General features: G+C 63.3%; 13 protein-coding genes and 1 pseudogene. 7 read left to right on the top strand and 7 right to left on the bottom strand.

Going from position 1 to position 12,575, the window contains the following annotated elements; translation table 11 throughout:
* Positions 1-58: 58 nt before the first annotated feature.
* The 7 genes and pseudogenes from PM1_RS11375 to PM1_RS11340 all read left to right on the top strand — a co-directional run bounded on the left by PM1_RS11375 (position 59) and on the right by PM1_RS11340 (position 6,721).
* Positions 59-628 (top strand): DUF4339 domain-containing protein, encoded by a 570-nt coding sequence (locus PM1_RS11375; protein ID WP_009623323.1) that lies wholly within the window; start codon positions 59-61, stop codon positions 626-628.
* Between the two features lie 25 nt (positions 629-653).
* Positions 654-1,115, top strand: coding sequence for a hypothetical protein (locus tag PM1_RS11370; RefSeq protein ID WP_009623324.1), 462 nt, complete (start codon positions 654-656; stop codon positions 1,113-1,115).
* Positions 1,116-1,197: 82 nt separating this feature from the next.
* Positions 1,198-1,515, top strand: a complete 318-nt coding sequence (locus PM1_RS11365) for a hypothetical protein (protein ID WP_009623325.1) — start codon at positions 1,198-1,200, stop codon at positions 1,513-1,515.
* Positions 1,516-1,679: 164 nt separating this feature from the next.
* Positions 1,680-4,243, top strand: a pseudogene (locus PM1_RS11355) (autotransporter domain-containing protein).
* Positions 4,243-5,097, top strand: coding sequence for a hypothetical protein (locus tag PM1_RS11350; protein WP_009623327.1), 855 nt, complete (start codon positions 4,243-4,245; stop codon positions 5,095-5,097). The pseudogene PM1_RS11355 and the gene PM1_RS11350 overlap by 1 nt, the downstream one beginning before the upstream one ends.
* Positions 5,098-5,410: 313 nt before the next feature.
* Positions 5,411-6,043, top strand: coding sequence for a hypothetical protein (locus PM1_RS11345; RefSeq protein WP_009623328.1), 633 nt, complete (start codon positions 5,411-5,413; stop codon positions 6,041-6,043).
* Between the two features lie 291 nt (positions 6,044-6,334).
* The gene (locus tag PM1_RS11340; RefSeq protein ID WP_256665712.1) at positions 6,335-6,721 is read left to right on the top strand and encodes a DUF5623 domain-containing protein; all 387 of its coding nucleotides are present in this window, start codon (positions 6,335-6,337) and stop codon (positions 6,719-6,721) included.
* 249 nt (positions 6,722-6,970) lie between these two features.
* Here PM1_RS11340 and PM1_RS11335 read toward each other — a convergent pair whose 3' ends face one another.
* From PM1_RS11335 to PM1_RS11305, 7 genes are all read right to left on the bottom strand, one after another.
* Positions 6,971-7,867, bottom strand: a complete 897-nt coding sequence (locus tag PM1_RS11335; RefSeq protein ID WP_009623329.1) for a SphA family protein — start codon at positions 7,865-7,867, stop codon at positions 6,971-6,973.
* 93 nt (positions 7,868-7,960) lie between these two features.
* Complete coding sequence (locus PM1_RS11330) at positions 7,961-9,067, bottom strand: hypothetical protein (protein WP_009623330.1); 1,107 nt, start codon at positions 9,065-9,067, stop codon at positions 7,961-7,963.
* 20 nt (positions 9,068-9,087) lie between these two features.
* Positions 9,088-10,101 carry a 4-hydroxy-2-oxovalerate aldolase gene (dmpG, locus tag PM1_RS11325; RefSeq protein WP_009623331.1) on the bottom strand — a complete coding sequence of 338 codons (1,014 nt, stop codon included), beginning with the start codon at positions 10,099-10,101 and terminating at the stop codon, positions 9,088-9,090.
* A 28-nt stretch (positions 10,102-10,129) separates the two neighbouring features.
* Positions 10,130-11,053 carry a catechol 2,3-dioxygenase gene (locus tag PM1_RS11320; protein WP_009623333.1) on the bottom strand — a complete coding sequence of 308 codons (924 nt, stop codon included), beginning with the start codon at positions 11,051-11,053 and terminating at the stop codon, positions 10,130-10,132.
* Between the two features lie 49 nt (positions 11,054-11,102).
* Entirely contained in the window at positions 11,103-11,402 is a 300-nt protein-coding gene (locus tag PM1_RS11315; RefSeq protein ID WP_009623335.1) for a 2Fe-2S iron-sulfur cluster-binding protein, read from the bottom strand.
* The gene (locus PM1_RS11310; protein WP_009623337.1) at positions 11,399-12,331 is read right to left on the bottom strand and encodes an acetaldehyde dehydrogenase (acetylating); all 933 of its coding nucleotides are present in this window, start codon (positions 12,329-12,331) and stop codon (positions 11,399-11,401) included. Before PM1_RS11310 ends, PM1_RS11315 begins: the two co-directional genes overlap by 4 nt.
* Before the next feature lie 49 nt (positions 12,332-12,380).
* Complete coding sequence (locus PM1_RS11305) at positions 12,381-12,572, bottom strand: 2-hydroxymuconate tautomerase (RefSeq protein WP_009623338.1); 192 nt, start codon at positions 12,570-12,572, stop codon at positions 12,381-12,383.
* Positions 12,573-12,575 lie beyond the last annotated feature (3 nt).

Raw genomic sequence — 12,575 nt, 5'->3', positions numbered from 1 at the left:
GTGCCATGCACCTTCTCCCAAGCCCTATATCAACATTTATGAGCAGAAGGAGCCTGCAATGCAGGACGCAAACACCCCCCTCGAAAACTCTTGGTTCTACGAAGAGAAAGGCGAACGCAAAGGCAGTTTCGACCAGCAACAGATCATCGCCCTGATCCACAGCGGCAAGCTGACCTATGGATCGATGGTCTGGAGGAAAGGAATGCCAGGGTGGGCACAGATCGAACAGACCGAACTGCGCCCACACCTGGAAGAGGTATCGCCACCGCCTCTGACCGGTACTGGTGTGAACAACAAGATCGTCTGGCTACTGGCGTTCGCACCAGTCATTGGCTACTTGCTGGAATCCTTCGTCGCCGGCTTGTTCGGCGCGACGGAAGCCCAATGGGAACGTGCCATGGCGGACAACCGCTACTGGTACGTCACGCTGGCGCTAAACATCGCCCTGTCGGTGCTCGACTCCAAACGGCTCAAGCAGGCCGGACACGATGTCAGCCGTTTCAAAGGCTGGGTGTTCGTGGTGCCGGTCTACCTGTACCAGCGCGCCAAGCTCCTGGACCAGAACCTCGCCTACTTCATTACTTGGATCGTGTGCTTCTTCATCAGCATCGGTGCCCACCAGGCCTAAACCTCATTCACGAGAGAGATTTCCCATGAAAAAGATCAGAGCGCTCGCGCTGCTGTCCAGCTTTGCCATGTGCGTTGTGGCCGCCGACACCGTACTTGCCGGCACCTACGAGTGGACTCGCGGCTATGCCCAAGGCGTAGAAGAACACTTCGTCGATGACGGCAATGGCAATGAGTTGAACATCGCCTGTCCGGGCGATGGTGAAGGCGCAGTCAGCGCCTACGCCACGATTGCCGGCAGGCAGTATTCATCCAACGACGACATAGGCTTCGATGTAATCGTCGATGGCACGACCTACAGCAACCCCTTCTTTACCGACTGCCATGTCTGCGGTGCCAACTTCCCAGGTTTTTGGGCGGCGCTGCGCAAGGCCAACAATCTGCAAGTGAGTGCGGAGGGCAAGACGGTGAAGCTACCCACAAAGAATCTGTCGCAGGTTCTCCTTCCCCTGAACAGCAAGAAAAACCTCTGCCGCTCCGCTTGGTAACACACACCGATCTACGAGAGGCGCCCTGACGCCCTTGTGGATTACCCCGGGAAGCCACGAGCACTTTTCACAGGATCATTTGATGAAGAAGTACCTGACTCTCATGTGTATGGCGGTGGCCATTTCCGGCTGCAATTCGGAACCGCCCGTTTCGGTTGAACTGGGCAGGAACCCTTACTGGGGTGGTCCACAACTACATATCACGGCCAAGCAAGACACCGTCACGATCAACGACATAAAAATCAACCGAGGCAATTGCAAAGCCAATATCCATGAGCATCTGCCATACAAGATTCCCTTTGGCGAGGTTTTGAAGGCCGACGCACCTTCCTGCCAAAAGGTGGTTGAAGTCTCCATTTCCACCAGCGAGGGCGATTACGACTTCAGTTTCGACAGCTAGTCCCTAGCCTTCCCCATTCCCACTCGGAACCTCCAACTCCGCCCACGGCCATCGCTTGGCCGTGGGCGGAGCGGGAACCTTTTTGTTTTTTGAAAACAGGAGAAGCACTGCAAGAACACCCCAAACAGAAACCACTGCCCACACACTTTCAAGGACCTGAACCCATGACACCGACATACCGTAAAACCCTGCTCGCCCTGGCCATTTCCGCCAGTACCCTTCCCCTCGCCGCCCAGGCACTGACGCTGACCAACAGCGGCATGAATAGCGAAGGCAATACCTATACCGACAGCACCGAAGTCACCGGCAGCTTCAGCAACCAGAACGTGCAGCCCATTCGCTTCTACAGCGACACCTTCAACCACGACCTGGTGATCAACGCCCAGGTACAGGCCACCGGCGATGACCTCAATGGTGTCGACCTGTCCTTCGCCGGGAACGATGACAATCCCTCTTCGATCGGCGCGCCGACAGAAGTCTTCGGCAACCTGCAGAACAAGGGCAGCATTTCGGTGAACGGCGCCGGCGTCACCGGCCTGCTGATCGATCCCGCGGTTATCCACGGCAACCTGGTCAATGAAGGCACCTGCAGGTGGCCGGCGGTGTGCTCGACGGTGATGGCATCCGCGGCCTCAAGTTCGCCGGCCAATCCGAGCTGCAGGGTGATTTGGTCAACGCTGCGAGCGGCAAGATCCTCGCCGATGGCCAGGAAGCCACGGGCATCCAGCTCAAGGGCGGCAGCATCGGCGGCAAGCTGATCAACAACGGCCTGATCCAGGTCAGCGGTACCGAATCGACGGGCGTTCTCGCCACCTATGACGATGACATGGGTAGTCCGGATCGAGTAGACCTCGGCGGGATCGAGAACCATGGCAGCATCGTGGCCAGTGGCGACGATGCAACCGCGTTGCGTCTCGACGGTGTGAGCTTTGCCAGCGCGCCAGTGCAGGTCCTCAACACCGGCACCATCCAGGCTGACGATGCCGCCATCGAGGTCGGTGCCTTCGACATCGACGGCGCGAATGCCAGCAACACGCTGGTCATCCAGAACAGCGGCAACCTGGTTTCCAAGGACGAGGCCATCGATGCCTCCCAGGCCAGTGGCGGCGTGCATCTGGTGTGGAATGCCGGCAGCATCACCGGCAACCTGATCGACCTGTCCAATATCGAAGTGAACGGCGACGTGACCTTCAATGGCGCCGACGCCAGTACCGATGGCGCGAACATCCGCCTGAAGGACGCCGGTTGGCTGGATGTCGGCAGCGATGCGGGCAACATGCCGGCGCACCTGGAATTCGCTCAGCCGCACACCACTATCCAGGGCAACCTGGACGTGGCGGGCAACTCGTCGCTGGGGCTCAACCTGAGTTCGGCCACGGATCCGAACAAGGCCGTGGTCGCGGTCTCCGGTACCGCAGAGTTCGCCAAGGGCTCGCAGATCCAGTTGGCGGCCCAGGGCAATGACTTCAAAGCCCAGGGCACGACCTACACCCTGATCCAGGCCGGTACCCTGCAGGATGATGGGGTGAGCGTGACCAGCCGCTCGGCCCTGCTGAACGTCGACACCGTCAGCCGCGGCGACAACCAAATCCTGGCCAAGGTCAGCACCAAGGGCCAGGACGAAGTCGGCGAAGTTATCGGCCAGATCGGTGGCTCGGCCAACGCGCAACGTGCGGGCGCGGCCTTCAGCCAGGTGGTGACCGGGCTGGCGCAGAGCAATCCCAACGATCCGGTGTTCCAGGCCTATGTGAATGCCTCGCAGGATCCGGTGGCACTGAAGAAGCTGACGGAACAGTTGGCACCCGAGGTGAACGGTGGTGCGACCCAAGCCGCCACCAGTGGGCAAACTCTGGTGAGCAACGTCACCGGCAATCGCACCAGCAGCCTACGCGGTGCATCCTCGGGAGATGTCCTGCAGAACACCGGTGTCTGGGCCCAGGCGTTGTACAGCGATGCCAACCAGGACCTGCGTGACGGCGTAGCCGGCTTCAACGCCTACAGCCGCGGCATCGCCATCGGCGCCGATGGCAAGCTCACCGACCAGTTGACCCTGGGCGTGGCCTACAGCTTCCTGCACACCAGCGTGAACAGCGACAACGGCAACACCACCGATGTCGATGGCAATGCCCTCACCCTGTACGGCGGCTTCGAACAGGGCAACTACTTCGTCGACGCCAACCTGAGCTATGGCCTCAACGACAACGAGAGCAAGCGCCGCATCGCCGGCACCACGGCCAAGAGCGACTACGACAGCCAGGTGCTGGGGGCCAACATCGTCGGTGGCTACACCTATCACCTGAATGATCGGTTCCTGGTCGAGCCGCGCCTGGCCGCACGCTATGCGCGTGTCGATATCGATGGCTACCACGAGAAAGGTTCGTCAGCAGCACTCAAGGTGGATAGCCAACGCTACGAAGTGGCGGAACTCGGTGCTGGCGTGCGTGTAGCCGGTGATTTCCAGGTCGGCAACGGCAACCTGCAGCCGCAGGCCAAGCTGATGGCCTACCATGATTTCGCCGCGGACGAAGCCCAGAGCACCTCGACCTTTGTGCTGGGTGGCACGCCCTTCGTGAGCCAGGGCGCCAAGGCCGTGCGTAATAGCTACGAAGCGGGTGTGGGTGCGGACTACCATCTAGGAGCGGTCACGGTTGGTGTCAGCTACGACTACACCGGCAAGACCGATTTCAACGCCGACACCTTCACCGCCAAGGTTCGTTACGACTTCTGATGAGCCACTACCTTTCCGGCCCACCTCTGTGGGCCGGTTTTCTTCGAACTCTCCCCGCGCTGCTGCTCAGCGCCCTCCTCGTCGGCTGCCAGTCGCCCCGCGAGGCGCTGCAGCAGTTGGCTGATGAGCATGGGCGACAACTGGAGATACTGCCGGGGCAGCCGTTCCCATTGGCCATGCTTCCACCGCAGAGCACCACGAAAGCCACTCGTTTACGCGTCTACCTGGAAGGTGATGGCCACGCCTGGGCGACGGCGACACAACCCAGCCTGGATCCGAGTCCGCAGAATCTGTTGGTGGCGCAGTTATCGGTAGATGATCCGACGCCGAATGCCTACCTAGCACGACCTTGCCAGTTCGTCACCACACCGGCCTGTGAACCCTCGCTCTGGACCAATCGGCGATTTTCCCAGGAAGTCGTCACCAGACTTAGTCAGGCCTTGGACCAGTTGAAGCAGCGCTATGGCAATCGGGAATTCGAGCTGGTGGGGTATTCGGGAGGTGCAGCGCTGGCGCTTCTGCTGGCAGCCCAGCGGGAGGATGTGGCGCAGGTACAGACCGTTGCTGGCAACCTCAGCCCGCGGCTTTGGGCGCAAATGAAAGAGCTCTCGCCCCTCAATGGTTCGCTGGATCCGTTGGACTATCGAGATCAACTGGCAGCAATACCACAGCGACACCTGGTGGGAGACGCAGACGACGTTGTCCCCACATCGCTGGCCAACGCCTATCTGGTACGGCTACACCCATACGCCTGCAGTCAGGTTGTACTCTCACCTGCGCCAGATCACCAGCAGGGCTGGGAGGCTGTCTGGAAAACATGGCGAGATAAGCCGTTGAGCTGCGAGAGTAATTAAATCTATTCGCAAGCTTCCGGTGAATAGAATCCGTCCTTAGCAAACGCCACCAGCCAGCGGCTGCTTCCAGCCGTCAATTAAACTGGTCAACGCAACAGCGTGATTAAAATGCTTGGCGGGACTCAAGTTACCACTTGCCCAACACCTAGTCTGTTGTTAGCTTAATCAAGCGCAAGGTAGGCGCATCCCACCCGTCGTCGGAAAGCTGGAAACGGCACTACCTGCAACAACTCAAGCCTACGGCCATGAATCTTTTCGAGGCCCCAAGCAGCGGAGACGGGTGACGTATGCGAAAAAGGGGCGGAGAGAAGACATGGGTCATTCCCCCTACTCAGTTCAGCCATCCACCCTTGACGGCATCAAGCGTCGTGCCAAGGATATTCGCAAACAAAACCAGATTAGCCATTTCGATGCGCTGGAACTAGCTGCTCAGCAAGCCGGCTTCCAGAACTTCCAGCACGCGCGGCACGTCATCGAGCAAAACGTACTTCCACTCCCCCTCAACCGCAGCTACCCCGTCTACCTCTCAGCCTACTGGCGTGACACCTCAACCAAGCCGTCGAAAGCGGGACTCGAAATCATTAGGATCGAACTTCCACAACCGCTGCTTGCGTTCCTGCAGAAGAACCAAATTGGTCGGACTCGCAACCTGCACGGATTCTTCCTCGAGAGCGATGACCATCTTGAAATGCGCTCGGACAATGAGTCGCAGACGTGGGCCCGCGAGCAACTATACAAGGCAGCGCTCACCCTGCAGTTCATCGAAGCCACTGGCTTACGCCCGGTCACCAATCAACGTCAGCGTAATGCCATGGAGCACATGCACGCGCTCCCGAACAACGATCACGACTCCGAGTGGGTAAACTCCTCGGGCGACTGGATTTATCTGGATGAGCCCTATGAGCATGCCAAGAAGCAACCTGAATTGGACCGCCGTGAAGCCTGACTAAAGGCTCATGGGTTATACGGGACATGGCCAGCATGGAACGGACTCTACTTTCCTGGCCAAGCGCTCCCCCATTTTGCCGCGGCTGATCCAGTGCTTCTTCTGCAAGTAAAGCAGGCAGTCGAGGCATTGCCCCCACTGATAGAAGGAAACTGGCTGCTACGGCCCTGGATCACTGAACAATATTGGTCACAGTTCATCAGCCCAGCTAGGGCCGCCTCTGGTAAGAAACGTAAACCTCGCGCCGGCACAATCTATGGCTGGAGCAAAAACGCGACTCAGTACCGGAGCATGATTGGTCATGGCGCCATATGGCGTCCAGATCGTCCCATGACCATAGATAACCACCGAGCAGTAGGTGATGAGCTTAAGCGCCTGGCTTCGTCCCAGACGCCTGACAGAGCTCATAAGAATATCGAAGCCATCAGAGCAGGGCTCGAAAACTGGCTGTTTGCAGAAGCTTCTCGCGACAACCGTAATCTCACTAATAACCAACTCAATATCTATTACAGTGGTGAAGCGGTAAAAGGTTATCGAACAGCGGAAGAGAAGCTTGCTGCTCTTGATCAGGTCCGCACGATCCTGACCGGCTCTTATCCCGACAGCAAACCACTGCGCGACATACTTAAGCGACTGACTACCGCCCGCTCCGCGGTGATAAAGAACCTCGCCCGTTAGTGCACCACGCAAAGAAGGCTATGCGTCTCCTTAGTTCAGGCAATACTAAGGAGCTTTGAAGTTAAAAGCAGCCAGTGACCATGGTTCGTCTTAATCAGACGAACCATGGTCAATTATCGAGCAGAAGCGATCACACGATTAACGCTGTCCTCTCTTTTGCTCTTTCGATACCCCATATTGCTGCATCTGGGCGGATGGGTGCATGGCCACTTTTCATCACGTCCACTGCGCCTTTTCGCGCCCAGGTCGTCAGAGCGGCACGGTCAGCTTCAGCCAGTAGGCACTCCCTTCTGGGCGGTTGCGCACGTCGCTCTCCTCCTGCCACTTGGCCGTGAGGAACCAGCCGGAGGCGCTGCTGTACTTGATCGACGGGCCTATGGCGAAGGCCCTGCCCTTGCTGTCCTCGACGTGCTCGCCGGACTGGCGGTCGTCGGTCACCTGGCGGTACAGGTAGCCGCCCAACCCCAGCACCCAGCCATTGCCCATGCCCCAGCCGAAGGCGTAGTCGGCGTGAGCTTCCTGCCCAGAGCGGTAGTCGGTGGACGGGTTGCGCGCGTTGAAGTCGTACATCAGCTTCAGGTCCAGGTTGGGCCCGGCAGGGTCGACGTAGCTGAACGCTGCCACCGGCTCGGCGGCCCAGTAGTTGCGCCCGATGTTGGCCTGGCGGTCGCGCTCGTAGCTGCCGGTCGGGGCGATGATGTCCAGCGCGTAGACGGCGTGGAACCTGTCGCTGTAGTGGTAGCCCAGGGCCGGGCCGAAGATCATGTCGCCCAGGCCGCGGCGGTGGTCCTTGGTGCCGTTGACCGTCACGCTCAGGTCGACCAGCGGGGCGATGGCCTGGAACGCCAGGTCGCCGCCCAGCACCTGCAGCTCGGTCACCCGGACCAGGCGCGGGGCGACGACGTTGGCGCGCAGGCGGAAGTCCAGCGGCAGGGCGTGCCCGTCGTTGCCCATCAGGTCGTTGGCCGCATAGTGCTGGGCATACACCTGGGCGTACCAGCCCGGCGGCGGCAGCGCGCCGGACATGTAGTTCTCCGCCCCCATGGGGTAGGACGAGCCGCCGCCCTCGGTGGCCCAGCACGCCGGCGCGGCGCTTCCCAGGGCGATCGACAGCAGCAGCACGGCGGATCGGTTGTTGTCGTACATGGCGAATCCTTTTTTCGGGACGAACGCGCGCCCACGCGCCAACCGGCGACGGCGGGCCGCAGCGTTCAGGGAAGGTCGGGAAGAGGTGCGGAATCAGCGGCGGCGCAGCGGCCAGAAGTCGAGGAACTGGCTGAACACCACCAGCAGCGGGAAGGTCATCGCCAGCAGCGCCGAGGCCAGCCAGAACTCCCGGGCGTAGCCGGGCGCGCCGGCGCTCATGGGCCCGCTGATCCAGGGCGCCGCAGCCCAGTACAGCCAGGGCAGCAGCGCCCCCGCCAGCACGGCGATGCCCAGTTGCAGCGCGCCCCGCAGCGGCTGCGGCGAGCCGGCGAACAGCTGACCCTCGAACATCAGCAGCGGCACCAGCGCGCCGAACAGCAGGGCGATGGCGCCATGCACCATGAAGCGCACCGGCTCTATGCCCAGCCAGCGGGTTCCCACGCCGTAGAGCACGGCGCTGAGCAGCAGCACCAACGCGCTACGGGCCAGCCCCGCCCACGGCTGCCGGGCCAGCAGCGGGAAGCGCGACAGCGGCCAGAACTCCAGCAACACGCAGGCAAACAGCACGCTGACGGTGGTCACCGCGAAGGCCAGCATGTCGAACGCCGGCACCCAGCCGTGCGGGTCAAGGCTGGCGCGGTAGAAGGGCGCGCCGGCCAGCGCCGAGAAGTCGAACAGCCAGGTGAACAGCCGGTAGCCGAGCAGGTAGGCCAGCAGCAGCGTGCCCAGCCCCAGCGCCAGCGGATGACGCAGCACCGCCGCGAGCGGCCAGCAGTCCCAGGCGATCACCATCCAGAAGGTCAGCAGCACGCAGAAGATCACGTACATCAGGGTGAAGGGTGTCGGCGGGCCGACCTGCTGCGCCTGGGTGACGAACACCAGCAGCGCGATCAGCGCGGCGCCGGCCAGCGTCAATCCGACCTGCGCAAGCCCCCGCAGCGGCTGCCTCAGCAACAGCAGCCAACCCGGGTACTGGTTGCGCCAGAGCATCGACAGGACGATCTCCACCGGCACCCCGCAGACCACGAAGAAAGTCACCCAGGTAGCGAACGTCTCGCCGCTGAAGCAGCCGATCAGCGCCAGTGACGCCAGCATCACCGCGGCCAGCCCGAGCAGCCCGAGCCACGGCTGGCGGCCCGCCGCCAGGGCAGGCGCGGGGGTTGGTACTACAGCCACATCAATATTGTTCTTGTTGTTCATGTGCGTGCTTCCCGTTGGCCTCAACCGGCCTTCTGCAACAGGTCCAGGGCGACGTCGACGATCATGTCCTCCTGTCCGCCCACCATGCGCCGCCGACCCAGCTCGACGAGGATGTCGAGGGTCTTCAGGCCGTACCTCGCCGAGGCCGCCTCGGCATGCCGCAGGAAGCTCGAATAGACCCCGGCATAGCCCAGCCCGAGGGTCTCGCGGTCGACCCGCACCGGGCGGTCCTGCAGCGGCCGGACGATGTCGTCGGCGGCGTCCATCAGCGTGTAGAGATCGGTGCCGTGGTTCCAGCCGAGGCGGTCGGCGGCAGCGATGAACACCTCCAGCGGCGCATTGCCGGCGCCCGCGCCCATCCCCGCGAGGCTGGCGTCGATGCGGTCGCAGCCCTCCTCCACGGCGACGATGGAATTCGCCACGCCGAGGCTGAGGTTGTGGTGCGCGTGCATGCCGGTCTGGGTCTCGGGCGCGAGCACTGCCTTGAACGCGCGCATGCGCTCGCGCACGTCCTGCATGCTCATCGCTCCGCCGGAGTCGGCCATGTAGATGCAGGTGGCGCCGTAGCTCTCCATCAGCTTCGCCTGCTGCGCGAGCCCCTCGGGGCTCTGCATGTGGCTCATCATCAGGAAGCCGACGGTGTCCATGCCCAGCTTGCGGGCGTACTCGATGTGCTGCCGCGACACGTCCGCCTCGGTGCAGTGGGTGGCCACCCGCACCACGCGGGCCCCGGCGTCGTAGGCGGCCTTGAGGTCATGCACGGTGCCGATGCCGGGCAGCAGCAGGGTGGCGATCCGCGCGTGGCCGACGACCCCGGCGACCGCCTCGATGTACTCCAGGTCGCTGTGCCGGCCGAAGCCGTAGTTGAAGCTGGAGCCCTGCAGGCCGTCGCCATGGGCCACCTCGATGGAGTCGACGCGCGCGGCGTCCAGGGCGCGGGCGATGTCCCGCGCCTGCTCCAGGCTGTACTGGTGGCGGATGGCGTGGCTGCCGTCGCGCAGGGTCACGTCGGAGATGTAGAGTTTCTTGCTCATGGGTTCACTCCCGCGGCTCGCGCCCGGCTCAGGTCATGACGGTGAGGAAGCGCTCGTTGAGCACCCGGCTGTGGTAGAAGATCGCCTTGCCCAGGTCCTTCTCCAGCCAGGTCACCGGCTTCTGGTCCGGGTAGTGGAAGTCGCCGCCGGCGAACACCTCGTTGCGGTTCCCCGAGGGGTCGAAGAAATACATGCTCTGGCCGTGGGTGATGCCGTGGCGGGTCGGGCCGACGTCCAGCGAGGTGTCGGTCATCGACAGCAGGTCGCCGGCGCGCAGCAGGGCTTCCCAGGTATCGAGCAGGAAGGCGGCGTGGTGGAAGGCGCCGACATTGCCGTCGTCGACGAAGGCGATGTCGTGGGCCTTGATCGACAGCGACAGCCAGTCGGCGACGCTGCGGCCCTCCTCGTTGACGATCTGCTCGGTGAGGTGGAAGCCGAGGACGTCGCAGAACAGCTCGCGGGTCTGCAGCAGGTCGCCGCCATGCAGCTGGCAATGGTCGAAGCTCATCGCGCGCATGCCGCGCAGGCCGCGCGGCCAGGCCTCGGGGTTGACCTCGCGAACGCCCCAGCGGCCGGTGTACTCCTTCTCCGCGTAGAGTTCGATCCAGTGCCCGGTGGGCGCCAGGAAGCGCACCCGGCGGCCGCAGAAGTCCAGCTCGCCGGCGGGAATGTGCTCCACCTGGCAGCCGAAGGCGACCAGGTCGCGGGACAGCCGCGCCAGGGTCGGCTCGTCGATCACCTTGAAGCCGGTGAAGTCCATACCCGGCTCGGCGGCCTCGACCAGGACCACGGAGAACCGCTCGGTCTCGGTCCAGCCCTTGAGGTAGACCCGGCCCTGGGCGTCCTGGTGGGTCTGGATGAGCCCGACGAGCTCGACGTAATGCTTGAGCGCCTGCTGCATGTCCATCACGCGGATCTGTACGTGGCCGGGGCGCAGAACACCTTTTCTCATGTCGTCACCTTGCTTGTTGTAGTTGTTTTGGCTGGGTCAGGAGGCTGACTCAGGGTCGTCTTGCAATGGGTTCCAGGATACGTTCGACCTCCAGGTCGGAGTGCGGGTAGAGCCGGCAAGCCAGGGCCAGGCCGAGTTCGCGCTCGGCCGGCGTGACCCGCCGCGCGCTCATCGGGCCGCAGCGGAACTCGCCGCGCAGCACCCGCACCTTGCACACGCCACACCCGCCGTTGCGGCAGCCAACGGCGATGGCGGTGCAGCGCGCGGCCTCCATGGCCTGCAGCAGCGAAACTCCCTCCGCCACCTCGAACTGCGCGCCGCTGACCCGCTCGCGGACGCGCGGCTTCATCCCTGCGCCGCCTCGGCCAGCCGTTCGGCGCAGGCCAGCGCGGCCGAGGTCATGATGTCGAGGTTGCCGGCATAGGCCGGCAGGTAGTGCGCCGCACCCTCGACCTCAAGGAACACCGAGACCTTCAGGCCCTTGCGCGGCCCCAGGCCGGGCACGTTGAGCGGCGTCTCGACGTCCTCGAACTGCACCTGCTGCTTCAGCCGGTAGCCGGGCACGTAGTCGCGCACCCGCGCCACCATGGCCTCGACGCTGGCGGCGATGTCCGCCCGCGCCGCCGGCTCGCAGAGCACGAAGACGCTGTCGCGCATGATCGGCGGCGGCTCGGCCGGGTTGAGGATGATGATCGCCTTGCCGCGCTCGGCGCCGCCCAGCTGCTCGATGGCGCGGCTGGTGGTCTCGGTGAATTCGTCGATGTTGGCACGGGTGCCCGGCCCGGCCGAGCGGCTGGCGATGGCCGCGACTATCTCGGCGTAGTGCACTGGGGTGACCTGGGCGATCGCCTTGACGATGGGGATGGTCGCCTGGCCGCCGCAGGTGACCATGTTGAGGTTGCGCGCGGCCAGCTCGGCATCCAGGTTGATCGCCGGGATCACGTAGGGGCCGATGGCCGCCGGGGTCAGGTCGATGACCTGCACGCCCCGGGCCTGCAGCAGTTCGTCGTGGCGGACATGGGCCTGCGCCGAGGTGGCGTCGAAGACGATGCCGATGTCCTCGAAGCCGGGCAGCGCCAGCAGCCCCTCGATGCCGCCATCAGTGGTCGGCACGCCCAGCCGGCGGGCGCGGGCCAGGCCGTCGGAAGCCGGGTCGATGCCGACCATGGCGGCCATTTCCAGGTGCCGGCCCTGGCGCAGGACCTTGATCATCAGGTCGGTGCCGATGTTGCCCGAGCCGATGATCGCCACCTTGCGGCGTGATGTTGTCGCGTTCATGGGATCTCCCGTCATTGTGCTTGTAAGCGATCCATTGCGCGGCCCGGCGCTAGCGGCCGCGCTGCTTGGCGGTCTGCCCGGCGATGCCGAAGTCGGTGTTGGGCACCTCGTTGATGATCACCCGCACCGACTCGATGGGCGCGCCCAGGGTCTCCACCGCGGCCCAGGACAGGGCCTCGATCAGGCGGGCCTTCTGTTCCTCGCTGCGGCCGGCGATGAGATGGACTTGCAGGATTGGCATGCT

The organism is Pseudomonas sp. M1 (genome assembly GCF_022760135.1).
In the GTDB taxonomy this organism is placed as follows: domain Bacteria; phylum Pseudomonadota; class Gammaproteobacteria; order Pseudomonadales; family Pseudomonadaceae; genus Pseudomonas; species Pseudomonas citronellolis.
The sequence above is the reverse complement of the archived record's forward strand: the minus strand, read 5'-3'. Positions and strand labels throughout refer to the sequence as shown.